Below are 26,922 nucleotides of genomic sequence, written 5' to 3'. Positions count from 1 at the left end.
CATCATCATTAATTTTGAATTGCTTAATAAATTAAGATCTTATTATGACCCTATAAGAATATGGCAGCCATGATCAGGTTAAACTGTTTGTCGGTCATCCAACGGCCAAAGATCTCTTTCATACGATCTTTGGTTTGTTGTCTGGTCATGGTATCCGCTTTTTTCTTAAAGATATTGGAGTTCACTGTGGTTGCTTGCATTTCCACCTTTGTTGCATAGATATTGAAATGTTGTTCTGGAACCACCAATCCCAAGATCATTCCAGGTAAGCCATGAAGGGTACTCGGTGACCCTGCAGTTGGGATCTGGTCGGTATAGAAGGCAACTACATACACAGAGTCCAATGTGACGCCGTTAGCTCTTCTACAATCGTATCCCGCAATGTTTCTGTACTCATTTGTTATCTTCCACTTAACGTTCGTCAGGGAGTCTTTAATGTTGATCTGTGAGCCTCCCATTTCCATGGTCTGTAAGGATTCATCCTTTGCCAAGTTTTGGTATACTTTAGCTCCGTAATCCAGAAGTCCCATACGCAATAGATTAGCCACCATTTGCGGCTGATCCTTTTCAACAGGCTCAACGGAGAACTCGGAACCGCTAAATGACAGTTTCTTGGTCAATACCGCAGTTTCTGGAGCCTTGGTCATCATTTCCTCAAAATACTTCTTGGAGAAATCTCCGTCTTTTAAGGTTTGGATATGCCTACGCATCAGATTCTTGACGTGAACAGTTTTGTCATAGGTAATGGTTCCTTGTTCAGGGAAGAACGCATATTGTGCATTGGCGAATCCCATGCTCAGGATGGCCAAAAGTATAGTCGATAATATATATTTCATTTTCATAATTACTCAGCTCCTTTCATTGATGTGAATTCCCAAGATAGTTTCAGCATGTAATATCTTGCGATATTGTTAAAGCGTTGTTGGGTGATCGCTTGACCAGATTGGCTTCTGCTAAATCCAACGTTTTGGTTGAATACGTCATTCACATAGAACGATGCAATCAGGCTTTCATTTTTCAGGAATTTCTTAGAGACACCAGGACTGAACTTCAACCTACTGAAATCGGTAGGTAATGATTTAGTCGCTGCCTCATATTCGTAGTTCAACTCACCAGTCAACTGAATTTTCGCAGGTAGGTAGTAAGTAAATCTACCGTAAGAGTCGAATGTGAAACCTTCAGAATTCAACTCAGGGTTCAATGTCGTCTTCAAGACTCTATAGCCTGGATTGAAATTCAGATAAAAATCAAATCCTTTGGTTGTATTTTTTTGGAAACCGATATCCGTTCCGAAGCTGTAGCTGATGTTTTTATTTTCTTCAAAACCCTTTGGATTATTGACATCAGAAAGGTCTTTGATCTTGTTGTAATAGTTATTTAGGTTTGCATTCAATCCTAAGTTCATCTTGATCTGCTGTTTCTTGATTAGATCAAAAAAGTAACCACCATATACATAACCATTGATCATGGCCTTATCGGTATTGACATAATAAAGATCTCTTTTCAGGGAAGGATGGATAACCACGTCGGTCTGGATCGCATTTAATGTCTGCGTCATACCAATTCCAGTGTACATATTCTTTCCTTTTAGCATATCATACCAATAATAGTTCAGGTTGTAGTTGTTTGAAACGGATGGTTTCAACCCTTCATTACCGAAATATTGGTTCATCTGGTCTTCGTTTTGTTTCAAGGGTTGGATTTGGAACAAGGAAGGCAATGAGTTGGACCTATTATACGATAAGTTCAATGATTTCGCCTTGGTAAAGTTATACCTGAAACGAGCTCTAGGATTATAAGTTAGGTAATCTCTGCTCATCTCATTCCCTGCCAAGTTGTTCTTCTGGAACATATCATCATGTCTGATATTATTGGTCAAGTTAAACTCAATTTTATCAGCTTTATAGTTGAATGAAATATTAGCAGCGTTTCTAACCGTATTGAAATTGAAGTCATTACTGAATTCCTCATCGAAATCGGTATAATTTCCAGAAGCATCTTTGTTGTAGGCACTATTGATGGAATGTGCTTTAGAATTGGTGTATTCATACCCAAAGGCCATATTGATCTTCTTAGAGATTGGCTCTGTATATGTTGCAGCAGCCATGATCGAATTCGAGTTGTTGGAATTGTCTTTAAACTGATCCACTACTGTTTCTGTTCCTTCTACTACGTTCTTCAAAGAAGAGTTCAACATCATATCGGATTCTGTCTTACCCAAGTTTCCAGTGAACTTTAAGTTGATGGAACGGCCTTCTTTTGCAAATTTCCTAGTGAAGTTAGCATCGTAGTTGAAGTTGTCATTTGAAGAATTGATATCTTGAGAACGCTCATCTTCCGATTGAAGTTCACCATTTTTAAAGCTCTTACCACTACGCTGTGTATTATTTTCGCTGTTCATTTTTGAAGCAGCCACACGTAATGTCAGGGAAGTCAAGGAGTCGATATTGACATCATATTTTGTGTTCAGACGATGTCCGGTACTTTTTGAGATATCATCGTTATCAGTTTCAGAATTTGAGATACCTTCCGTCAATGGTGTTTGGCTAATGGTGTTGGTATTGACTTCATTTTCCGCCATACCATACTTATAATTAAGGTTCAGCTTATGTTTCTTTTCTTTCCAAGCATCCATAAATGAAACCCCAGCGGTCAAGGCTTTAGGTTGTCCCCTATTGGTATTGTTCAGGAATCCGCCACCACCAGTGATCATAATTCCGCCATCATCCAGGACAGTCATATTTCCATTATCGACACCAAATTTCTCAGCTTCACGCCAGTCTAAATCTGTTGTACCATCATTAGAAGTAATACCGTATGCAGAGATCTTCTGAGAACCTTTGAATTTATTGATGGCTGCTTTTCCAAGGTAATAACCGGAGTTATCATCTAGACCTCCGCCTCCTTCAAGCTTACCGAACATACCGTTCTTGGCATCTTCTTTTAATTTTACGTTGATGGTTTGCACACGCGTTCCGTCATCAACTCCTGTCCGTTCAGCCTCTTCAGATTTTTTCTCAAAGACCTGCACCTTGTCCACCATATCCGAACGGATATTACGGGTTACGAGCTTAGGGTCATCTCCGAAAAACTCTTCACCATCAACAAGGACCTTTTCAACGGTCTTCCCTTGAGCAGTAATCTTACCAGAAGCATCGACAGAGATACCAGGAAGGACCTTTAACAGGTCTTCTACCTTCGCATTTTTCTCGGTGACAAAACTGGATGCATCGTATTCTACGGTATCTCCCTTGATGACTACGGGAATCTTACCGGTAATTAACACTTCTTCAATCAAGTTGGCAGCACTTTGCATAGTGACTTCACCGAGGCTCTTGTTTCCGGTGCCTTTGCTGATCGTTTCAAAGAAGTCACCAAATTTAGGATAACTGATGATGACTATATAATCCGTGGTATCGGGATTATTAAGAGAGAATTTGCCCTCTTGATTTGCTCGCGTGAAATCAACGAGAATGGAATCTTTCGCCTGCAATAGCATGACTGTGGCATTTGTTAGCTTTGTCTTGTCGGTTTCATCAACGACAGTACCCGTGATCTTAGTTTGGGCAAAACTTGCAAGTGAAAATAAACCGAGAAATAGGCTTAAGATTACTTTGGTTAGTGGTTTCATAAAAAAGTTAAAGTTTCAAATCAAATAAAGGCAGCACTAAATTATCACTATTGTGAGAAATAACAGAAAACTAAAAGCTCTTTAACAATCATTTAACACAATGGTTTAAAAAACGAGATTTCATTTATTGAAATTCTTTGTAATCATATGTCGTTGGGAGAAAGAAAAAGTTACAGCTCTTGTAAAATTTATTTCATTACCTTTGTAAAAACACTTTTGAAATGCAAAAAATCAAAGACTATGTAGAAGCAAACAAAGATCGCTTCTTAGAAGAATTATTTGAATTATTGCGCTTTCCATCAGTTAGTGCTGACCCACAGTTCAAGGAAGGTGTAATCAATACCGCACAATTTGTAGCTCAAAAACTTAAGGATGCAGGTGCCGACAATGTTGAGATTTGTCCAACTGCAGGCTATCCTATCGTATATGGGGAGAAGATCATCGACCCAAGTTTACCTACAGTTTTGGTTTATGGACATTATGACGTTCAACCGGCAGATCCCATTGAATTATGGGAAACTCCTCCATTTGAGCCAACTGTTCGCGACGGTAAAATCTATGCTCGTGGTGCTGCTGACGACAAAGGTCAGTTCTACATGCACGTAAAGGCTTTTGAATATATGATGAAAGAAAATGAATTGGCATGTAATGTTAAATTCATGATCGAAGGAGAGGAAGAAGTAGGTTCAGCTAACTTGGGTATCTTTGTCAATGCGAACAAAGAGCGTCTTAAAGCTGATGTAATCGTTATTTCAGATACTTCCATGATCAGCCTAGAAAATCCTTCTTTAGAAACAGGATTGCGTGGTCTTTCTTATGTTGAAGTTGAAGTTACTGGTCCTAACCGTGACCTTCACTCAGGTGTGTATGGTGGTGCAGTAGCCAACCCTGCTACCATCCTTTCAAAAATGATTGCTTCTTTACATGATGAGAATAATCATATCGCGATCCCAGGATTCTACGATGATGTTCTGGAATTGACCGAAGCAGAAAGAAAAGCTTTGAACGAAGCTCCTTTTGATGTTGAAGAATACGAACAAGATCTAGGTGTGAAGGAATTATGGGGTGAAAAAGGATTCACTACGATTGAACGCACTGGAATCCGTCCTACTTTGGAGGTAAACGGTATCTGGGGTGGTTATATTGGAGAAGGTGCAAAAACTGTATTGCCTTCAAAAGCATTCGCAAAGATTTCAATGCGTTTGGTTCCTAATCAAAATTCTGAGCGTATCACTAAATTGTTCAAGGAACATTTTGAAAAGATCGCTCCTAAATCAGTTAAGGTAGAAGTTAAACCTCATCATGGTGGTGAACCAGTAGTTACCCCTACGGACAGCATCGCATATAAGGCTGCTGAAAAAGCATTGGAAGAAACATTTAATAAAAAACCAATCCCTACAAGAGGTGGTGGTTCTATTCCAATCGTTGCTCTATTTGAAAAAGAATTAGGTATCAAAACTGTATTGCTAGGTTTTGGTTTGGATTCAGACAATCTGCACTCTCCAAATGAAAAGTATGGTATTGAAAACTATTTAAAGGGAATCGAAACTATTCCTTTGTTCCATAAATATTATGCTGAACTAAGTAAATAAAATAAAAAGCTTCACGATTGTGAAGCTTTTTATATTTTTATACCATCAGAAAAGATGTTTAAGGAAGATATGTTAATATTTTTAAAGAAAATACATAGGTTATTATATTTCGTATCCGTCCTTTTTTTCTTTTCATTATGTTTTCCAATTTTATATTTCCTTTCTAAAAACCCCGTTAAGCATTACTCTTCTATAGTTTGGTTCAGGAAATGGATTTCCATCCTCAGTGTACATCTAGTCGGTATCAGGTTCAAAATAGACTATGAGGTACCGATTGATTGGAGCAAACCCTATATCATCTGTCCAAACCACACTTCCATATTAGACATTACCGCACTCACTTATCTCTGTCCCCAAGAATTTTCTTTTATTGGTAAAGTAGAATTAATGAAGAATCCCGTTACGCGAATATTCTTTAAATCAATTGACATCCCAGTAAACAGACAAAGTAAGATATCAGCCTTTAAGGCATTTAAAAGAGCAACTGAGCTCTTAAAAGAAGGTAAATCTGTCGTGATTTTTCCGGAGGGAAAGATAGATGAGGAGTTTCCACCGGTACTTCACAAGTTCAAGGCAGGAGCCTTTAAAATGGCGATTGAAAACAACACTCCCATCCTACCGGTAGTGATCCATAATGCTTGGGAAATCTTATGGGATGATGGCGGAAGATTTGGTTCAAAACCAGGGGTAATAAAAATATCGGTACTCAAACCGATTACTTATGACAGTGGTTCAAGTCTAAAATATGACTCAATTGAAATGGAAGTTTATGAAAAAATGAAAAAACTCTGGAATCAGAGCAGCTGATTTTAAGAAATGTTTCATTTTAACACGTTGATTTTCTGCAAAATATACCCGTTAACAAAGAATTAAAGATAATTTCCTTGCATTAGTTAAATTAAATATTATTTTTGCGAAAACGTGAAACTTAATTAAAGAGATATGTATTGGACACTTGAATTAGCTTCTCATTTAGAAGACGCTCCATGGCCAGCGACAAAAGACGAATTAATTGATTATGCGATTCGCTCTGGAGCACCAGTTGAAGTAATTGAGAATCTTCAGGCGTTGGAAGATGATGGTGAACCTTATGAAAACATTGAGGAAATCTGGCCAGATTATCCAACAAAAGATGATTTCTTTTTCAACGAAGACGAATATTAAAATCGGTATAGAAAGCGCCTTGAAGAAAGGCGCTTTTTTAATATCATGGGGTTAATGTGTCGCGGAACATTCGTGAAATTCTAAACAAATTAATCCTTTCTGCATTTTTTATGTCAATAGAACGACAATAAAAACTACTGAATGAAACATTACTTACTTTATTTCTTGCTTTTGCTAAGTCCTTTGTTCACTTCTGCCCAAATTGAGCATGATGATCAAACGGAAGAATATACTTTCAATAGCAGGGATATAGCTACAGATTTTATCTATGACCTGAATGACAATGAAATTGCACTGGATGTAATCCTGAGCAAATGGGTCATTGTGAATGAGCCTTCTGATGAACTTTACGATTATTTAGAGGTAAGCCTGGAGGAAATCAGACTAAACTTAAACAGCAAGAACATCGATCAGATCGAAATCAGGAATTATTCAGAGCTACCACGCAAAGAAGTTCGTGATATCGACCCTGAAGATCTAGATGTAGACAATATGTACTTCGTTTATTATAAGAATAGACTGGTGACAAGCATTTATGTTGAAGGTGATAAAATCGGGTCTTTCACTTTGGTTTCTAAAGGAAACGAAATGGCACATTTTGTTACATATTAACAAAAAATCATTTTTTAAAAGGATTTCTTGCAATTCTCAAAAACATCTTGGATATTTGTTGAACTAACGATGATAACAATACAATTCAATACAGCTTGGTGGTGGCACAACAAATAATGTTGTGGCAGACACCTATTGGTTGAATTAAAGAACTAAATAATAGTGGGCTTGCCTTTTCGGCAAGCCCTTTTTTATTGAAAAAATATGAAAGAAATTTTAGCGCATCTATTTGAATACAAGTCCTTCAGCAGAAAAGAGGCTTATGATATCCTGACAAACATTGCAACAGGAAAATACGACACCCACCAAATTGCAGCCTTTATGACCATCTATGGAATGCGCAGCATCCGCGTGGAGGAGCTGGGCGGTTTCCGTGATGCGATGTACGACCTTTGCAATAAGGTAGACTTCGATGGTTTCGATTTAATCGACATGTGCGGAACTGGTGGCGATGGGAAAAACACCTTCAACATTTCTACTCTCGCTTCTTTCGTGGTAGCTGGAGCAGGTTACCATGTGGCAAAACATGGCAATGTCGGAGTCTCTTCAAGCTGTGGTTCTTCCAATGTAATGGAATACTTGGGCTATACTTTCACCGCTGATAAAGATGTTCTAAAGAAACAATTAGAAACAGCGAACATCTGCTTCCTGCATGCGCCTCTGTTTCATCCAGCCATGAAGACAGTAGCGCCAATCCGCAAAGCTCTAGCGGTGAAGACCTTTTTCAATATGTTGGGACCATTGACCAACCCTGCAAATCCGAAGTTCCAATCGGTTGGAGTATTTAGTCTTGAATTGGCTAGGCTTTATGCTTATCTCTACCAGAATACCGACAAACAATACAGTATTATGCACGCTATGGATGGCTATGATGAAATATCTTTAACGGGCGATTTTAAGGTCATCAATAATCAAGGCGAGAACTATTATACCGTTGATGAACTTGGTTTTACGGCGATTGCTCCAGAAGACCTTGCGGGTGGTGAATCCATCGAAGAGGCTGCCAAGATCTTCAGGCAGATCATCGAAGGAGAAGGCACAGATATCCAAAACAATGTAGTATTGACCAATGCTGCTTTTGGAATAAAGACTTTCCACCCAGAGAAAAGCTTTGCTGATTGTTATTATGAGGCCGAAGAATCACTTTTAGGACATAAAGCTTTGAGGAGCTTTAAAACATTGATAAATGGCTAAGGAATTATTAGTAAAGGTCTGCGGGATGAAGGAAGAGCAAAATATCTTGCAGATCTTGGAGCTCCCTATCCAATATATCGGTCATATTTTCTATCGGAAATCTGCAAGGTACGTTGGCGACCTAGTGAATATTACTATAGCAAATGGCATCAAAAAAGCAGGTGTATTTGTAAATTCGGATTTTGACGAGATCATCAAGGCCGCTGAAAGGTTCAACCTGAACAGCATACAATTACATGGCCATGAACCCCTTGAACTTGCCACAGCATTAAAGGCCAAAGATTTCGAAGTTATCAAAGCTTTCGGAATTGACGAAGATTTTGATTGGAAGCAATTGGAACCCTATATTGGGCATGTGGATTACTTCCTGTTTGACAGCAAGAGCCCCGCATATGGAGGCACTGGTGTCACCTTCAATTGGCAAAAACTAAAAGAATATCCCTTTGAAACACCCTATTTCTTAAGCGGTGGACTTTCATTGGAAAATCTAAAAGAAGCTGTCAACTTTGAAGACAACAAATTGATCGGTCTGGATCTAAATTCTAAATTTGAAATCGAACCTGGACTGAAAGACATAGAAAAATTAAAATTAGCATTGAAAACCATTAGAAATGAGCAAATATCAAGTAAATAATAAAGGATACTATGGACCGTTTGGAGGGGCATATATTCCTGAAATGCTTTATCCAAATGTTGAAGAATTGCAAAATCAGTACTTGCAAATCATGGAAGACCCTTCGTTCAAGGAGGAATTTGAATACTTATTACGTGATTACGTGGGCAGACCTTCTCCCCTATATCATGCTCAGCGTCTTTCGGAAAAATACAATGCCAAGATATTCTTAAAACGCGAAGACCTCAACCATACCGGAGCGCACAAGATCAACAATACCATCGGACAGATCTTACTAGCAGAAAGACTAGGCAAGAAACGCATCATTGCAGAAACAGGCGCTGGGCAGCATGGTGTGGCTACTGCTACGGTCTGTGCATTAAAGGGATTAGAATGTGTGGTTTATATGGGTGAGATCGATATCCAAAGGCAAGCACCAAATGTTGCCCGTATGAAAATGATGGGCGCCAAGGTGGTAGCTGCGACTTCGGGGAGCAAAACCTTGAAAGATGCAACCAATGAAGCGTTAAGAGATTGGATAAACAATCCTGTGGATACACATTATATCATCGGCTCCGTTGTCGGTCCACATCCATATCCGGATATGGTAGCTAGATTCCAATCCATCATCTCTGAGGAAACCAAAAAACAATTGTTGGAAAAAACAGGTAAGGAAACAGCCGATATCGTCATGGCTTGTGTAGGGGGTGGATCCAATGCAGCAGGTATGTTTTATCATTTCTTGGACGATGAAGATGTACAATTGATCGCCGTTGAAGCCGCTGGCCATGGTGTGGACAGTGGAGAATCTGCTGCGACTACAGTATTAGGAAATGAGGGTGTATTACATGGTAGCCGATCCATCCTGATGCAAACCGAAGATGGTCAGGTCATCGAACCATACTCCATCTCAGCGGGCTTGGATTATCCAGGCATTGGACCGCAGCATGCTTGGCTGTTCAAATCGGGTCGTGGTTCCTATGTGAGTGCGACAGATGACGAAGCCATGCAGGCAGGGCTCCTATTAACAAAACTAGAGGGGATAATTCCGGCAATTGAAAGTTCGCATGCCTTAGCACATCTAGAAAAAATGAACTTCAAAGGAGATGAAACAGTTGTCATCTGTCTTTCTGGACGAGGCGACAAGGATTTGGACAATTACATGAAATATTTCGGTTTTTAACATGATACAGATTAATAAACAGGCAAACGGATTGCTATCTATATATTTTACCGCTGGCTACCCATCGATAGACAGCACCCTTGATATCGCAGAAGCACTGGAAAAAGCAGGCGCTGACTTTCTAGAAATTGGCTTCCCCTACTCTGATCCTGTTGCTGATGGTCCTACCATCCAACATAGTTCAGAGGTAGCATTGAAGAATGGCATGACCCTAAAGGTGCTATTCGAACAATTGAAAGATTTACGCAAAAGAGTGAATATCCCAGTTTTTCTCATGGGTTATGTGAATCCAGTCCTTCAATATGGCGTAGAAAACTTCTGCAAGGCTTGCAAGGAGGTCGGAGTTAATGGTACGATCATCCCAGACTTGCCGATGTACGAATATGAAGAATTATACCAAGGAGTATTTGAAGAGAACCAAGTGAGCAATGTCTTTTTGGTAACTCCTCAAACCTCTGAAGACAGGATTAGAAAAATTGATTCCCTATCGACCAGTTTTATCTACCTCCTTTCCTCAAATGCGACAACAGGAACAAAATTGAATGTTCAGGAGCAATCAGAAAGCTATTTTCAACGGATCAAGGATATGGATCTCAAGAACCCAGTAGTGATAGGCTTTGGTATCCATAATAAAGACACCTTCCAAAAGGCCACAAAATATGCTAATGGGGCCATTGTAGGAACTGCTTTTGTGAAATTATTAGCAGAAGAAAACTATTTGGAGAAAATACCGGAATTTATTGCCTCCATCAAAGGATAGAAAAAACCCTGATTCAAATGAGTCAGGGTTTTTTATTTAATTAACTCTTCTCAGAATTTTGTTGAATAGGAAAATTACCAAGATTCCTGCTGATACTAGGCTTACCAAGCCCAAATACAACAGATTTGGATGTGCAGCTAAAGTTTCCATAAGCAAAGGTTTATAAAGTACTAAGTCAATTCGAATATAATTAGTGTGAATTCTTTTGACAAGAAAAAATTACAATTAATTATCCACATATTCAGTGTTAGTTTCCTATATTTGAAACCGACATGAGAAAAATTGTAGCCATATGCTTACTATTGATTTATTCTGTATGTAGTACAGGGGCTACCATCCATATGCACCATTGTGGAAAAAGTACCATGTTTTCCGTTCTTGAAGAAGCAAAAGTATCACATGACAGTTGCCCGATGTGCACTGATCTGCACAAGGATCATGAGCACCCTGATGATTTAGAATCCAACAGTCAATGTGAAGACGACCACACTTGCCAAGACTCAAAAGTAAACCTGGAATTGACCACAGAAAGTGACCAATTGCGCTCAAAAATGCTTTTTGGCACTGCATTCGACTTTTCTCCGGCAATCGTATTGATCCCTTGGATCATCAATAATTGGGTACAAATCATCGAGGAAAAACCTGAGGTACCCACTCCTTTCAAACCCGCTTTATTTGCGGAATCTCATTCTGTATACCTTCTCAATTGCACATTCATCATTTGATTAAATAAAACTTCAAAATCAATCTAGACTTTTTGAGTTTTTTTTTAATCACAATGAACTATGCACTTATTTAGATATTTAATCGTATTTATTTTTATCGCTGTGGGCACAAGTCTGTTTGCCCAAAATAATATTAACACTGAAAAATTTGAAGTTTCTGGCAACTGTGCTATGTGTAAGAAACGCATTGAAACCGCTGGAAAAGATGCTGGTGCTACCTCCATCGAATGGGATAGCAGTACAGGTATGGCCACGGTAACCTTTGATTCCAGCAAAAACTCCTTGGAAAAAATCAAACAAGGAATAGCAGCTGCAGGCCATGATACTAAAGAGTTCCGTGCACCTGATGCAGTATATGAAGAATTACACGAATGCTGTCTGTATCCAAGAATGGATGCAGAAGATGAGCACGATCATGACCATGAACATGCAGAAGAAGGCCATCAACATGAAGAAGGCCAAGAACATGACCATGATGATGATGGTGGTCACAACCATGATCATGACCATGAAGTAACCGGAGTCGTAGTGAACGAAAGTGAAAAGGGGGATTTGACCCCAATTACGGAGGTTACCATTTTCTGGTTGGATAACCCAAGCAAAAAGGTAAAGACCAATGAAAATGGAGTTTTCAAAATCATGCACCAAAAACCTTACAGGAAGTTGGTTATCTCCCATGCCAGTATGCAGGGTGATACCATCGAAGTAAAGAACCTGCATGAGGTCCTTGTTGTTCAAGCCAAGAACAACACCTTACAGGAGATTGTCGTAACGAGAAGACAGAAATCGAATTACATTTCTAAATTGACCCCAAACCGTGTAGAGACCATTACTGCAAAAGAGCTATTCAAGGCTGCATGTTGTGATTTAAGTGAGAGCTTTGAGACCAATGCATCCGTAGATGTAGTGAGCAGTGATGCAGTAACCGGAAGTAAGCAAATTCAGATGCTTGGTCTTGCAGGTATCTACACCCAACTTACCGTAGAAGGATTACCAGGACCTAGGGGCTTTGCCTCACCATTAGGGCTGAATAGTATTGCCGGAACTTGGATCGAAGCCATCAATATCAGTAAAGGGATCGGTTCTGTAGCCAATGGCTTTGAAAACATGGCCGGTCAAATCAACGTTGAACTGAAGAAGCCACATAATAGCGAGAAGCTATTTTTCAATGCTTACGCCAATAATATGGGACGTACGGATATCAATTTAAACCTTTCCCAGCATATCAATGAAAAATGGTCAGTTGGACTATTGCTGCATGACAACTTCATGTACAATAAGAAAATGAACTTCAGTGACAATGGCTTCCGCGATATTCCAGTAGGAAACCTGTTTTCCGGAGTCAACCGTTGGCACTTCGAAAATGGAAAGGGAATCATCGCTCAGTTCGGGGTAAAATTCCTACATGACGATAGGATCGGTGGTCAAATTGAATTCAATGAGAACACTGATAAATTGACGACCAACAAATATGGTCTAGGTTTTAAAAACCAAAGAATTGAAGGTTTTGGTAAGTTGGGTTATGTATTCCCAACCAACAAGCACCGTAGTATCGGGCTTCAATTATCTGCAAGCCAATATAAACAAGAAAGTTTCTTTGGTTTGAATACTTATGACAATGAACAAAACTTCTATTATGCGAACCTTTTGTTCCAGGATATCATCGGCGATGTATCCCACAAATATAAAGTGGGAGCTTCTGTGCAATATGACGAGTATGATGAAGATCTAAAACGAGTGAATTCCAATAACGATTACGCATACAACTTTGGCCGTAAGGAAGCAGTGGCAGGTGCTTTTGCAGAATACACTTACAGTCCTAGCGAAAAGTTTGATGCGGTTTTGGGGATCCGTCAGGATTACAACAATCTATACGGTTGGTTCACTACCCCACGTGCAGTTTTACGTTATGAGCCGATCTTGGGTACCACCTTGCGTTTAAGCTCAGGTCGTGGACAACGTACGGCGAATATCTTTGCTGAAAATCTGGGCATCTTTGCCTCTAGCAGGGCTATCAACGGCCTAGCAAACTTAGCAAATGGTGAAAACGCTTATGGTCTAAAACCCGAAGTATCATGGAATACCGGATTTACCATCGACCAAAGTTTCCAACTGTTCGGAAGAGAATCAGGCTTATCGGTTGAGCTATTCCACAACAACTTCCAAAACCAAGTGGTAGTGGATTTTGAGAACCCTCGTGAAGTATCGTTCTATAACCTGGATGGAAAATCATACTCCAACAGTTTACAGGCTGAATTCAGGTTTATGCCTGCCCCTCACTTTGAGGCTAGAATGGCATACCGTATGCTGGATGTAGAAACAGAATTTAAATCAGGAAAGCTACAAAAACCACTGACAGCTAAACACCGTGGTTTTATGAACTTGGCATACAATACCCATTCAGGTTGGCATTTTGACTACACACTGAATGTAGTGGGCAAGAAAAGGCTACCAAATACAAGCAGTAATCCAGTAGAATACCAGTTGGCAAGTCATTCGGATGCCTATGTAACGATGAATGCGCAGGTTAGCAAAACATTGGGCAAGAACAAAAACTTTGATATTTATATCGGAGGAGAAAACCTAAGCAATTTCTATCAAAAAGATCCAATTCTGGCATTTGACCAACCTTTTGGACAACATTTCGATACCAATATGCTTTGGGGACCGATGACAGGTAGAATGTTCTACACTGGAATCAGATACCATATTAAGTAAAGTAAAATGTAAAAAATAAGGGCGGGAAACATTGTTTTCCGCCCTTTATTTTTATTTGCTAGGATACCTTTAAACAGCAAACATTTCTTTAAGTTCTTTTTGCAATCTCGCAGTAGGCAAGCCAATCACATTTTCATAAGAACCTTCGATTCTCTCGATTCCTATCCTACCTATCCATTCTTGGATACCATAAGATCCGGCCTTGTCCATGGGCTGATATTGTTCAACATAGTAATTGATTTCATCTGTATCCAAGTCATTGAACCAAACCTTGGTTTCCTCAACGAAAGATCTTTTTTGACCTTGATAGGATATTGCAACCGCTGTAAAAACCTGATGCTCCTTTCCACTTAAACCTGCTATCACCAGTTCAGCCTCCTTGGAATCTTTCGGCTTACCGATTACCTCAGCCAAATGGTCCACTACGATGGTATCTGCACAAATAATTAATTTATCTTGGTAGCCAGCTTCATTAAAAGCAGCCAATTTTGCTTCAGCAATATGCCTTACAACTTCAATAGCGCTTAAGTTTTTATCAAAGGACTCATCTGTTTCTCGGACTTCAACCGTAAAATCTAAATCCATAGATTTCAGGAGTTCTTTTCTTCGCGGCGATTTGGATCCCAATATGATGGTGATTGATTTTAATTTTTGTTGGACTATCATTAAACACTCTTTATTTCTGTCTGAACGCCCCAACGACCTTGGAGCTTCAATATTTTTTCCAATACGTCACGAACCACACCTTCTCCACCTCTCTTTGGCGACATATAATGCGAGATAGTCTTGATATCATCCACAGCATCGCTAGGACACACCGCTAAACCAACCACTTGCATCACATCATAATCAGGCATATCATCACCAACATACATCAAATCCTCCAAACGCAATTGATGTTTCTCCATCAATTGGTTCATCACCTCCATTTTGTTCTTCACCCCTAAATGAATTTCCTTGATACCCAAGCCCTCCAATCTCAAGCGGACTCCATTGGAATTACCTCCTGAAATCACCCAAATATCCAAACCCATTTTTACTGCCAATTGCATGGCATATCCATCTTTCACAAAAAATGAACGCAACTGCTCACCTGCCTCTGTCACCAAAAGGCGGCCATCCGTCAGGACCCCATCAACATCCAATACGACTGCTTTGATCGCAGCAAATTTCTTTAACACCATAATGAATAGATATCTTCAAAAGTAAATATTTTTTATAGACCAAAATCTTTAATTGTTAATCCATTTACGCCAAAGTTTTATTTGTTGCAACAGATAAATCATTGAATTGTCAGAAAATGGTTGCAAGGGAAACTTTTTATCGACATTTCTTTGTAAATGTTAATTCTCACCGTACCTTTGTTTCATAATTCGAAGGATAAGTAGAATTAATATTAAAATTGTCTTTTCATAATTTAGGTTTATAATTGGTTAGTATCAAACCCTGGCGCCCATCGTCAGGGTTTTTTCGTATATAATCCTAAATAATTGCACATAAAAAAGCCATGAATCAAGAAGCTGCTAAACTTTCTCTATCATGGCTTTTCTTGTTGAATTAGATAAATTATTTTTTATCTGGTCCCTGCGGCTTAGATATGGAAGTTCTCATATCTGTATCCGCTTGAATATTTTGCATCTTATAATAGTCCATTATACCGAGGTTACCGTTTCTGAAAGCTTCGGCCATAGCCATAGGAACTTGAGATTCCGCTTCGATTACCTTAGCTTTAGCTTCCTGTGCCTTAGCACGCATTTCCTGTTCGGTCGCAACCGCCATGGCTCTACGTTCCTCTGCTCTAGCGTTCGCTACTTTTAGGTCAGCCTCTGCTTGATCCGTCTGAAGTTTCGCTCCAACGTTTTCACCAATATCAATGTCTGCAATATCAATCGATAGGATCTCAAAGGCCGTTCCTGAATCCAATCCTTTAGAAAGAACAGTTTTTGAAATACGATCTGGGTTTTCCAATACTTCCTTATGGTTGGCAGAAGAACCAATAGTTGTTACAATACCTTCACCTACACGTGCAAGAATGGTTTCTTCACCAGCACCACCGACCAATTGATTGATGTTTGCACGAACGGTTACCCTTGCCTTTGCTATCAACTGAATACCATCCTTTGCGACAGCTGCAACGGGTGGCGTATTGATAACCTGCGGGTTTACCGAAAGCTGAACCGCATCAAAGACATCACGTCCAGCAAGGTCAATAGCAGTAGCCAACTTAAAATCCAAGGGAATATTCGCTTTATCCGCAGAAATCAAAGCCTTAATAACTTTATTGACATTACCCCCCGCTAGATAGTGGGTTTCTATCTCATTGGAAGTAATCTTTAAACCTGCCTTGGTCGAAGTAATCATGGCATTGGTCACCAAAGATGGTGGTACCTTACGCAACCTCATCAGCACTAAATTTAACAGGCTGATCTTTACATTCGACAATTGCGCGGTAAACCAAAGATTTACGGGCAACAAATACAGGAGGAAAAAAATAGCGATTACTGAACCAGTAATAATTAGCACTAATTGAATCGGTGAATCCATTAATATGTAGATTAATATTGTTTCTGACTTCTTAAAGATAAAAAAATAATCCGAACATGCTATCCTTACCCTTATTTCGATAAATTTTTAGTCAAAAAACGTTTTAAAAAATTAATAAACAATAAAAAACTATTTTTAAATTTATATGTTACACCAAGCAACGTTGGAGAAAAGGAATGTTATCAACATTTTTTAATGTAAAATTCATTCTTAAAACGCTAATTATTAATTTTTTATACCGATAAATTTAAAATTTAAATCATAAATTTAGATTTTAGTATTTCGACAATTTTTAAAATTGGACCGAGTAAATTATGGAAAAACAATTGATACTAAGTATAAATGGAATATATAGTGCTAATGATTCTTATTTAGTTCATTACCTTTGTCTAAATTTTCTAAATCCTGAATCGATTTAATCACATGGCGCAATTGGGGGTTTCAAGATTTAATTAGAAAAACATTATTTACTTCTCTAAGCTGGATAATGGAATTTATACTTATGAAATTTAAAGTTAATATACTATTCAAACATGAATAAGTTTAGTCAATTAAAGTGGCAATTTATAGTCAGCATTATTGTCGCTAACCTAATCATTATATTCTCCTATTGGTATTTCCTGAACAAACAACGTGAATATTCAGAAACCATCAACCGATATATAGAATTAGCCCAAAAACAGTTCTACAACATTCAAGAATGGGAACTTGATATCCAGAAACTTTCCAAGTACAAGAACCTGGAAAAAAGCGTAGACCCATTGGTTGAGGAACAACTCGAAGATAAGATCCAAAGCCTGATCTTACAGATGGAGCGCCCAAATGAATTGTACCAAACGCCTCCTAAGTCTGTAGAACACATCAAAACTTTAACAGCGACCATCAGTGCAAACGAGCACGATTTCAACACGGAAACAACCGATCAAATCTTTAAGTCGCTCGCAGATGAACAAACCATCATCAACGAGGCTAGGAATACGTTTACCAATGATATTATTGATGCCAGAAAACAACTGACAGATAAAAAATCCAAAGAACTGAACAGCACTAGGGTTTACACTGCCGTTTTCGGAATCCTATCTTTATTGGGGATTTTCTTTGCATTCATTCAAACCCTAAGGATTCTCGAATACCTGCGCAGAAATACCAAAAAAGAAAAGGAACTCAACCACAATTTAACCCTGACTTCCGAAGAACTGGAAAGTGTCAACTGGGTTCTTACCAACTCCTCCAAACTCCATAACACCATCTCTGGTGTATCTACAGAATCTGAAATTGCGAGCACTTCCTTGAATGTCATTTCAGAGGTGACCCATTCATACGCTGGAGCATTTTACGTACGGAAGATCGATTCTTACGAATTCAGGATGCAAAACTGCAAAGGTCTCGACCCAAAGGATAAAATTGAAATGTTCCGTCACGGTGAAGGCATCTTAGGTTCGGTTGTGGAATCTAAAAAACCGCAGGTACTCTCCTCTGTTGATGTCAGCAATAGCAAGATCAAAACTGGCATGATAAAATCTATCGAAGCCGATGTGATTCTATTTCCAGTGGTTTATGAGGATTATTGTATTGCCTTGATTGAAATCATTGGATCCTTCCATGATAATAAAAAAGAAAACATTCTAAGTTATCTGACGAGGACTAGCCGTTCCATAGGATCAGCACTCCATAGTCGTCAGAGCCATGCTTTGGTAGAAGGCCTGCTAGAGGAAACCCAAAGACAAACCGAAGAATTAGAAGCACAACAGGAAGAGTTGAGAATTACCAATGAGGAATTGGTTTACAAGACCAATCTCTTGGAAGCGTCTGAAGAAGAGCTCCGGGTACAACAAGAAGAACTTTCTCAAGCAAACAAGGAATTGAATGAAAAAGCAGCAGAACTTGAGAAACGTAATAATGATCTAAACCATGCCCATACGATCGTTGAACAAAAGATTACGGAAGTAGAACAGGCAAGTAAATATAAATCAGAGTTTATGGCCAATATGAGCCATGAACTGAGGACCCCGCTAAACAGTATCTTGATCCTTGCCAAACTTTTGCAGGACAACAAACATAGCAACTTAAGTGAAGAACAGGTCAAGTATGCCTCTGTAATCCACAATGCGGGTTCAGATCTGTTGCAATTGATCAATGAATTGTTAGACCTGGCTAAGATTGAATCTGGCAAGGTGGAAATCCATAAGGACAATATCAATAGCAAATATTTTGCGGCTAATCTGGAATCCCTATTCAAGGAGGTAGCAAAAGAAAAATCTATCCGATTCAATATCGATATCAAAAAAGCTCCAGAACAATTTATTTCAGATGAATACCGTTTGGAGCAGGTATTGAAAAACTTCCTATCCAATGCTTTCAAGTTCACCGATCAAAATGGCGAGATCAACCTTCAGATCATCAAACAATCTGGAAACTTGCATTTTGCAGTCTCAGATACTGGAAAAGGAATATCGGAAGACAAGCAAGCTTTGATTTTTGAAGCTTTCCGTCAGGAAGACGGCTCAACCAGTCGCAAATACGGAGGAACAGGCTTGGGACTATCCATCTCTAAGGAAATCTCTTCCTTATTGGGTGGAAGGATCACCTTGGAAAGTGAATCTGGTAAAGGAAGTAAGTTTACCTTGATTATTCCATACACTGAATATAAAGAGCCTGCTGCCAACGAGACAGCTGTAAAATTAACCCCTCCAGTCATTAAGGAAACCGCTGCTCCAGCACCAGTTCCTGCGGTCGAATCCGCACCTGCCACTGAAGTCGTAAGAGATAAGAAATCGATCCTAGTAATTGAAGACGATGTGAATTTTGCAGATATCCTCAAAGAATTTGCGCAAGAATTTGGCTTCAATGTATTAAATGCCTATGATGGAGTTGCCGGTATACAATTGGCGAAGGAAAACATCCCAGATGCCATTATCCTGGACGTGATGCTGCCATTGGCCGATGGTTGGGAAGTATTGAAAACCTTAAAGGCAGATGATACCACTAAGCATATCCCAATCCACATGATGTCCGCAGCCAACTTCAACAAAAAAGACTTTTTGGAAAGTGGCGCGATTGGCTTTATGGCAAAACCTGTTACTGAAGAGAGCATTGGGATTGCCTTTGAAAACATTAAACTCAATATCAATAAGGACCTGAAAAAGATCCTATTGATCGAAGACCAGGAATTCCAAAGTGACCTGATCAAAAAAGCATTTGCAGAACAGAACATCAATGTTATCCAAGCTTTCACTGTAGAATCCGGATTGAAAAAATTGGAACAAGAGAAGAACCTGGACTGTATAATATTGGATGTAAAATTGCCTGATGGTAGTGGTCTTGAAATGCTAGATGTCATCAAATCGAATCCAAAATTCGAGAAACTTCCGGTTATCATCAATACGGCATATGATTTGAGCACCGAGCAGACGGAAAGAATCATGCGTCACACACAATCTATGGTTTTGAAATCAAGCAAATCCAACAATAGATTGATCGACGAGGTAAATCTTTTCTTGAACAAGCTTTCTGCTCCGGCATATAACCCGATCAAGCATCCTGAGAAAATTGGTCCTAAAGAAAATTATGGAACAAGTACCCTAGATCATAAAACAGTCTTGATAGCGGATGACGATATGCGAAATGTATTTGCATTGACATCCTCGCTGCAGCAATATAATATGCAGATTGAAATTGCCAATAACGGTTTAGAAGCTCTTAATATCATCAATGATGAGAGCAAGGACGTCGATATTGTGCTAATGGATATTATGATGCCTGAGATGGATGGCTATGAGGCGATCCAAGAAATCAGGAAGAACAAGAAGTTTAAAGAATTACCAATCATTGCTGTAACAGCAAAGGCGATGAAGGGCGATAGGGAAAAATCCATTGAATTGGGGGCGAACGATTATGTTAGTAAGCCAATCGATCTGGATAAATTAGTATCATTAATGCAAGTATGGCTGAGTTAAAAGGTTCCAATGAATTAAGTTTTCAAGAAGTAGAGGAGATTGTCTTTCTATTGAAGAATGTGTCAGATTTTGATCTGTCTGGATATACACGTTCTTCATTGAAACGCAGGATCCAACGTATCATGAACCTTGAGGACATGGACATGGTGGACTTAAAGAATGCTCTGATCAACGTAGAAGGTTTCCAACAATATTTTATCCAGGAAGTTACGGTAAATGTGACCGAAATGTTCCGGGACCCTGGATTCTTCAACAAACTCAACAAGGATATAATCCCCAATTTACAGACTTTCCCAAGGATTAAGATCTGGAGCGCAGGTTGTTCTACCGGTGAGGAGGTTTATTCCCTTGCCATCTTATTAAAGGAAAACAATTTAAGCGACCGTGCCTTTATTTACGGGACCGACATCAACAGCAAAGTTCTTGAAGTAGCTAAAAAGGGAATCTACCCCATCAAGAAATTCAAGGAATATTCCGACAATTTCAATGCATACAATTCTACTGAAAGTCTTTCTAATTATTATACCGCAAGGTATGATGCTGCTATCATCAACCATGATCTGAGGCAAAATATCCTGTTCTCTACCCATAACCTGGCAACAGATCAAGTGTTCAATGAATTCCATTTGATCACCTGCAGAAATGTACTGATCTACTTTGACCTGAAGCTACAGGAACATGTCATCAACTTGTTTTACCAATCTTTGGCGCTCTTTGGCTTTTTATGCCTTGGAACGAAAGAAACCTTGATGAGACATGAGATCATGGATAATTTTAAAGTAATCGACAAGGAGTACAATATCTATCAAAAAATAAAATAGAAATGGAAAACTTGGCAAAACATATCATAGTAATTGGGGGCTCAGCAGGCGCTTATGAACTGATCGTGGAGATCCTCGATCATTTGCCGAGCAAATTCTCCGATGCTATCGTCATTGTATTGCATAGAAATTCGAAATACGAAACTAAAATCGAAACCAGTTTATCAAAAAGATTGAACAGGAATGTTATTTCGGTTCGTGATAAGCTACCTATTTTGCAAAACCATATTTATTTCGCTCCCCCAGGTTACCATACTTTGGTAGAACCTGACCAAATATTTTCCTTGGACATCTCAGACCCCGTACAGTTTTCAAGACCATCGATCGATGTGTTTTTTGATTCAGTAGCGGCTGTTTACCACAAGGATGCGACTGCTTTTCTTCTTTCTGGTGCCAACAACGATGGCTCAACCGGCCTAAAAGCCCTAGTTGACCAAGGTGCAACATGTTTTGTCCAAGACCCCAAAGAAGCTATTATTGACACCATGCCTTTAGCTGGCACACAAGTCTCTAAAAAAGTGCAAGTCATTTCAAATCAACATATCATAGATTATTTCAGTCAATTAAAGTAATGTCACCTATGAAAACGATCAATATTCTGATATTGGATGATAAGGAAGAAAACATCATCAGTCTGCATGCTTTGCTTCAGGAGGTTGACCATATCAACATCGTAAGCTCAACAGACCCGAATGAAGCCTTGAAAATCTGTTGGAAGGATGATATATCAATCGCCCTGGTCGATGTACAAATGCCAGAAATAAATGGATTCGAATTCGTATCCCTTTTAAAATCTAACCCTAAGACTAGCCATATCATGGCTATCATGGTTACTGCAATCTCCAAAGAAGACAAATACTTATTAAAAGGTCTGGAAAGTGGTGCAGTAGATTATTTATATAAGCCACTGAATCCAGAAATTACCATAGCAAAAGTGAGGTCATTTGTTCAACAGATCTTGATCCAACAAGAACTTATTCAAAAGAACAAGGAGTTGGAAGAATCTAAGATTGAACTGCTGAAAACTCGTGAAGAAGCCATCCAAGCAAGGAAATCCAAAGAAATTTTCTTGGCCAATATGAGCCATGAAATCCGAACGCCTATCAATGGGATCATGGGAATCATGCACATGTTCAAGAGCTCCGAACTGACGGTTGAACAAAAAGATTGGTTAAAAAGACTGGACAACGCTTCCCACTCCCTGCTGCTTATCATCAATGACATCCTGGACCTATCCAAAATCGACTCCGGAATGTTGAAGATAGAATTCGAAGATTTCAGCCTGACTAAGATGATCGAAGATATCAATCGGATTTTCAAGATCAAGGCTACCCATAAGAACCTAAAATTCCATATTGAGTTAGATGAAGATGTACCTCAGTATATCCATTACGATTCCTTGAGGCTGCAACAGATCATCAGCAATTTTGTGTCAAATAGCTTAAAATTCACTGAAAAAGGTTCCATCCAGCTGAACGTGAAGGTTGTCGATAAAGATTATGAACGCTTTAGGTTAAGGTTTTCCGTTAAAGACAGTGGGATTGGTATCCGTGAGGATTCCGTGGACAAGATCTTTATGGCTTTTGAACAGGCGGATGACGGCATTACCAAAAAATTCGGTGGTACCGGACTAGGTTTAGCCATTGTAAAACGATTAGCAAAACTATTGAATGGAGATGTTGGCGCTTCAAGTGTTTATGGAGAAGGATCTGAATTCTATTTTGAAGGATGGTTTGAAGAGTCTGCACAGAGTGAAGTCGAAAAGGAAAAAGAAGTTCCGACCTACAACAGTTTCCCTAAGTTTGAGGAGATGAAAGTTTTGGTAGCTGAGGACAATGAACTGAACTCTTTTATGCTCGCCCATATGTTACGTAGTTGGAACTGCGCAGTGGACATTGTCAAGAACGGAAGGCTTGCACTCGAAAGAGTAGAAAACGAACAATATGATTTAATTTTAATGGATACGCACATGCCAATCATGAGCGGATTTGAAGCCATTAAGGAAATCAAGAACCATATTATACCTGAAAAACACGGCATTCCGATCATTACCATTTCCGCTTCGGTATTGGAACATGAACAAGCCGCTGCATTCCAAGCAGGAGCCGACGGGGTTATCGGAAAACCATTCGATCCAATCGAATTATATCAGAAAATAATCCAGGTTACAAACAAAAATAAAAACCCAAAATTGACTTCGTAATGATTTAATCCTCGTTTAAATCAATAATTTATGTTAAATTCGTATAAAATTTATTAAAAATAGCTATGAAGAAATTATTTATTATTCCAGCGCTAGTTTTAGCAATTGGAATTACTTCTTGTGGCAATAACGCTGAGAAGAAAGAAGAAGGCGCTTCAACCGAAACCACTACAACTGAACCTGAAGCTACTGAAACTGCATCTACTGCAACTGTAGAAGGTATTGAGAATGTAACATTGTCAAACCAATGGACAGTTGAAGCTAATGATCAAATGCAATTCAATACTACATTAATTCGTGTTAAAGCTGGTGAACCAGTAGAATTGACTTTGAAAAATGTAGGTTCTATGCCAGTTGAATCAATGGGTCACAACTTGGTTGTTTTGAAACCAGGTGTAGATGTGGCTACTTTCGGTGGTGAAGCTACTGCTGCAGCGGATAACGAGTATATCCCTAAATCAGCTCTTTCTTCAATCGTTGCACACACGAAATTGTTAGGTCCAGGTCAAGAAGACAAAATTACGTTTACATTGGAAAAAGGAGTTTATCCTTACCTATGTAGCTTCCCTGGTCACTTTGGAATTATGCATGGTCAAATCGTTGCTGAATAATCAAAGTAAAAGAATATAAGTAAAAGGCCCCTTATGGGGCCTTTTATGTTTTTAGAAAGTGGAAATGAATAAGTCATCGAATGAATTCTAGGTGTCAAATAACAATTCCAACATCTAATTATTCCAACAACTAATTATCTCAATATCGAATTTTCTTTGTCCAAATTATACTGGTATCTGATAACTTTCTCAGCACCTCACTACCCCATTCCGTAGGGGCTTATTGCATAAGCCCGCCCCATATTTTTCAACAGAAAACCCCTGGAAGGGGTGAAATATTTATAGAAAATTGAATCGTTAAACGCATAACCCCCAGCAGGGGTGAAATATTTTTCTATTATTTTTTTTGTGTCACTCTGAAGTTTTCCCGAAGAGTCTCGGAACTATCCCTCTTCATTTGAAAATTGTTTGTTCATCTTACGATTCAAAATGACACCCATCTCTAAAAAAAAAGAAATAGATTCTTCGCTGCGCTCTGAATCCCTCTCTAGCGCATTTCTAATTCTGAGCGAATAGCGAAGAATCTGTACGCTTTTTCCCCACTTTGATCCTGTCATCCTCCATCTTCGATGGAGGACCTGTACGCCAATACACACACAATTTGTATAATTCCGAGAACCTTCCTGCGTCAGGTTGACACTAAAAATTAACAAAGAAAATTGCTGTCATCTCGACGGTTATCGAGCGAAGCCGAGATGCCGCTCGATGATCCTTTCGGTTCAGGAAAGCATTAATACAATCAATTTTTGTATAGTTTCGAGAACCTTCCTGCGTCAGGTTGACACTAAAAAGTAACAAAGAAAATTGTTGTCATCTCGACGGGTATCGAGCGAAGCCGAGATGTCGCTCAACCATCAGATATGATCTTGGCCCATCCTCCCATCCCCGTCGGCTGAGCTGTTCCCTGAGCGGAGCCGATGGGAGTCGAACCCAATCCTGGTTCCCCTCCTCATCCCCCCTTCTCCCCACACCTCTTTTTCCCCTTTTGTAATCCCTCCGTCTAATTAGAAAATACTCCCTATTTTATCCTATTAATCTTCGCTTAATATGCATTTAAATAGTAAATTTGCCTCGTAAACAAAGAAAAATCTCTATGCAATACGACGTAATCGTAATCGGAAGTGGTCCAGGTGGTTATGTTGCCGCTATCCGTTGTGCTCAATTAGGCTTAAAAACTGCCGTAATTGAAAAATACAGCACATTTGGAGGAACCTGTCTTAATGTTGGATGTATCCCATCCAAAGCATTGTTGGATTCATCAGAACATTACCACAATGCTGCTCACAATTTTGAACAACACGGCATTAGCTTAAGTAACCTGAAAGTCGACATGAAGAAAATGATCGACAGAAAAAACAGTGTTATTGACCAAAATACTGCTGGTATTACCTTCTTATTCAAGAAAAACAAAATTGACAGCTTCCAAGGCGTAGGTTCATTCGTTGACAAAAACACCATTAAAGTGACTGCTGCAGATGGTAAAGTGGAAGAGTTAAGCGCGAAAAACGTGATTATCGCTTCGGGTTCTAAACCTTCAGCATTACCTTTCCTTCCTGTTGACAAAAAACGTATCATTACTTCTACTGAAGCTTTAAACCTTACAGAAGTCCCTAAACACCTGATCGTTATCGGTGGTGGTGTGATCGGATTGGAGTTAGGTTCTGTATATGCCAGATTAGGCGCTAAAGTATCGGTTGTTGAATATGCTAAATCTATCATCCCAACTATGGATGCTGGATTAGGTAAAGAATTACAACGTGTGCTGAAGAAAAACCTAGGCATGGAATTCTTCATGAGCCATAAAGTTACCGGCGCTACTGTAAAAGGTAAAAACGTAACGGTTACAGCTGAAGATTCTAAAGGTCAAGCCGTAGAATTAGAAGGCGATTACTGCATCGTAGCTGTTGGTAGAACAGCTTATACAGAAGGTTTAGGTCTTGAAAACATCGGTATCAAAACTGAGGAAAGAGGAAATAAAGTACCTGTAAACGAGCATTTGGAAACTTCAGTTGCTGGTGTATACGCCATCGGTGATGTGATCAAAGGTGCTATGTTGGCTCACAAGGCTGAAGATGAAGGTATCTATGTTGCTGAGCGTATTGCTGGTCAAAAACCACATATCGACTACAACTTAATCCCTGGCGTTGTTTATACATGGCCTGAGGTTGCGTCTGTAGGTAAAACCGAAGAACAACTTAAGGAAGAAGGCAAGAAATATAAAGCTGGAAGTTTCTCATTCAAAGCTTCTGGACGTGCTAAAGCATCTGGCGACACAGATGGATTTATTAAAGTATTGGCAGATGCTGAAACTGATGAGATCCTAGGTGTCCACATGATCGGACCACGTGCAGCTGATATGATTGCAGAGGCTGTCGTAGCAATGGAATACCGTGCATCTGCAGAGGATATCGGTAGAATTTGCCACGCGCACCCTACCTTCACTGAAGCATTTAAAGAAGCTGCCCTTGCAGCGACTGCAAATAGAGCGATCCACGCTTAACATTAAAGATCTTAGATCGAGAGGCTATCTTTTCAGGTAGCCTCTTTTTTTGTTTTTATTCTACGTGTACTTATTGGTTTTATTCGAGACACATT

General features: G+C 39.2%; 21 protein-coding genes. 16 read left to right on the top strand and 5 right to left on the bottom strand.

Translation table 11 applies throughout. The features are described from left to right. Nucleotides 1–50: 50 nt before the first annotated feature. Nucleotides 51–836: a GLPGLI family protein gene (locus CKW03_RS03200; protein ID WP_169918972.1), complete on the bottom strand. Its 786-nt coding sequence runs from the start codon at nt 834–836 to the stop codon at nt 51–53. An 8-nt stretch (nt 837–844) separates the two neighbouring features. Then, nucleotides 845–3,631, bottom strand: coding sequence for an outer membrane beta-barrel protein (locus tag CKW03_RS03195; RefSeq protein WP_093100798.1), 2,787 nt, complete (start codon nt 3,629–3,631; stop codon nt 845–847). Between the two features lie 221 nt (nt 3,632–3,852). Between CKW03_RS03195 and CKW03_RS03190 the strand changes: the two genes are divergently transcribed. From CKW03_RS03190 to CKW03_RS03145, 10 genes are all read left to right on the top strand, one after another. Then, a complete protein-coding gene (locus CKW03_RS03190; protein WP_093100799.1) occupies nt 3,853–5,223 on the top strand; it encodes a dipeptidase in 1,371 nt (456 codons plus the stop codon). 54 nt (nt 5,224–5,277) lie between these two features. Further along, nucleotides 5,278–6,030, top strand: a complete 753-nt coding sequence (locus CKW03_RS03185; protein ID WP_236736566.1) for a lysophospholipid acyltransferase family protein — start codon at nt 5,278–5,280, stop codon at nt 6,028–6,030. A gap of 135 nt (nt 6,031–6,165) precedes the next feature. After that, nucleotides 6,166–6,387, top strand: a complete 222-nt coding sequence (locus tag CKW03_RS03180) for a DUF2795 domain-containing protein (RefSeq protein WP_002996718.1) — start codon at nt 6,166–6,168, stop codon at nt 6,385–6,387. Nucleotides 6,388–6,528: 141 nt separating this feature from the next. Then, nucleotides 6,529–6,999: a hypothetical protein gene (locus CKW03_RS03175; RefSeq protein WP_093100801.1), complete on the top strand. Its 471-nt coding sequence runs from the start codon at nt 6,529–6,531 to the stop codon at nt 6,997–6,999. A 204-nt stretch (nt 7,000–7,203) separates the two neighbouring features. Further along, nucleotides 7,204–8,193, top strand: a complete 990-nt coding sequence (trpD, locus tag CKW03_RS03170) for an anthranilate phosphoribosyltransferase (RefSeq protein ID WP_093100802.1) — start codon at nt 7,204–7,206, stop codon at nt 8,191–8,193. Then, nucleotides 8,186–8,827, top strand: coding sequence for a phosphoribosylanthranilate isomerase (locus CKW03_RS03165; protein ID WP_093100804.1), 642 nt, complete (start codon nt 8,186–8,188; stop codon nt 8,825–8,827). Before trpD ends, CKW03_RS03165 begins: the two co-directional genes overlap by 8 nt. Then, nucleotides 8,805–9,989: a tryptophan synthase subunit beta gene (gene trpB, locus CKW03_RS03160; RefSeq protein WP_093100806.1), complete on the top strand. Its 1,185-nt coding sequence runs from the start codon at nt 8,805–8,807 to the stop codon at nt 9,987–9,989. The genes CKW03_RS03165 and trpB overlap by 23 nt, the downstream gene beginning before the upstream one ends. A 1-nt stretch (nt 9,990) precedes the next feature. Next, entirely contained in the window at nt 9,991–10,749 is a 759-nt protein-coding gene (gene trpA / locus CKW03_RS03155) for a tryptophan synthase subunit alpha (protein ID WP_093100807.1), read from the top strand. 272 nt (nt 10,750–11,021) lie between these two features. Beyond that, entirely contained in the window at nt 11,022–11,474 is a 453-nt protein-coding gene (locus tag CKW03_RS03150) for an HYC_CC_PP family protein (RefSeq protein WP_139185524.1), read from the top strand. Between the two features lie 60 nt (nt 11,475–11,534). Beyond that, nucleotides 11,535–14,192: a TonB-dependent receptor domain-containing protein gene (locus CKW03_RS03145; RefSeq protein WP_093100810.1), complete on the top strand. Its 2,658-nt coding sequence runs from the start codon at nt 11,535–11,537 to the stop codon at nt 14,190–14,192. 69 nt (nt 14,193–14,261) lie between these two features. Here CKW03_RS03145 and CKW03_RS03140 read toward each other — a convergent pair whose 3' ends face one another. From CKW03_RS03140 to floA, 3 genes are all read right to left on the bottom strand, one after another. Next, the gene (locus CKW03_RS03140; protein ID WP_093100812.1) at nt 14,262–14,858 is read right to left on the bottom strand and encodes a Maf family nucleotide pyrophosphatase; all 597 of its coding nucleotides are present in this window, start codon (nt 14,856–14,858) and stop codon (nt 14,262–14,264) included. Further along, a complete protein-coding gene (locus CKW03_RS03135; RefSeq protein WP_093100813.1) occupies nt 14,858–15,376 on the bottom strand; it encodes a KdsC family phosphatase in 519 nt (172 codons plus the stop codon). The genes CKW03_RS03140 and CKW03_RS03135 overlap by 1 nt, the downstream gene beginning before the upstream one ends. Before the next feature lie 382 nt (nt 15,377–15,758). Beyond that, on the bottom strand, nt 15,759–16,736 hold the full coding sequence (gene floA / locus CKW03_RS03130) for a flotillin-like protein FloA (RefSeq protein WP_093100815.1): 978 nt from the start codon (nt 16,734–16,736) through the stop codon (nt 15,759–15,761). A gap of 533 nt (nt 16,737–17,269) precedes the next feature. On the opposite strand from floA, the gene CKW03_RS03125 reads away from it, so the two are divergent. The 6 genes from CKW03_RS03125 (at nt 17,270) to lpdA (ending at nt 26,827) form a co-directional block, all read left to right on the top strand. After that, nucleotides 17,270–20,692 (top strand): hybrid sensor histidine kinase/response regulator, encoded by a 3,423-nt coding sequence (locus CKW03_RS03125; RefSeq protein ID WP_095067841.1) that lies wholly within the window; start codon nt 17,270–17,272, stop codon nt 20,690–20,692. Then, entirely contained in the window at nt 20,680–21,513 is an 834-nt protein-coding gene (locus CKW03_RS03120; protein WP_093100819.1) for a CheR family methyltransferase, read from the top strand. Before CKW03_RS03125 ends, CKW03_RS03120 begins: the two co-directional genes overlap by 13 nt. 2 nt (nt 21,514–21,515) lie before the next feature. Continuing rightward, a complete protein-coding gene (locus tag CKW03_RS03115; RefSeq protein ID WP_093100821.1) occupies nt 21,516–22,085 on the top strand; it encodes a chemotaxis protein CheB in 570 nt (189 codons plus the stop codon). A gap of 8 nt (nt 22,086–22,093) precedes the next feature. Next, on the top strand, nt 22,094–23,716 hold the full coding sequence (locus tag CKW03_RS03110) for a hybrid sensor histidine kinase/response regulator (protein WP_093100873.1): 1,623 nt from the start codon (nt 22,094–22,096) through the stop codon (nt 23,714–23,716). 65 nt (nt 23,717–23,781) lie between these two features. Continuing rightward, nucleotides 23,782–24,327 (top strand): plastocyanin/azurin family copper-binding protein, encoded by a 546-nt coding sequence (locus CKW03_RS03105; protein WP_093100823.1) that lies wholly within the window; start codon nt 23,782–23,784, stop codon nt 24,325–24,327. A 1,093-nt stretch (nt 24,328–25,420) separates the two neighbouring features. After that, on the top strand, nt 25,421–26,827 hold the full coding sequence (lpdA, locus tag CKW03_RS03100; protein WP_093100825.1) for a dihydrolipoyl dehydrogenase: 1,407 nt from the start codon (nt 25,421–25,423) through the stop codon (nt 26,825–26,827). Nucleotides 26,828–26,922 lie beyond the last annotated feature (95 nt).

The sequence above is a fragment of the Sphingobacterium mizutaii genome (assembly GCF_900187125.1).
Lineage (GTDB): Bacteria > Bacteroidota > Bacteroidia > Sphingobacteriales > Sphingobacteriaceae > Sphingobacterium > Sphingobacterium mizutaii.
This window is presented reverse-complemented; position numbering and strand designations above follow the sequence as displayed.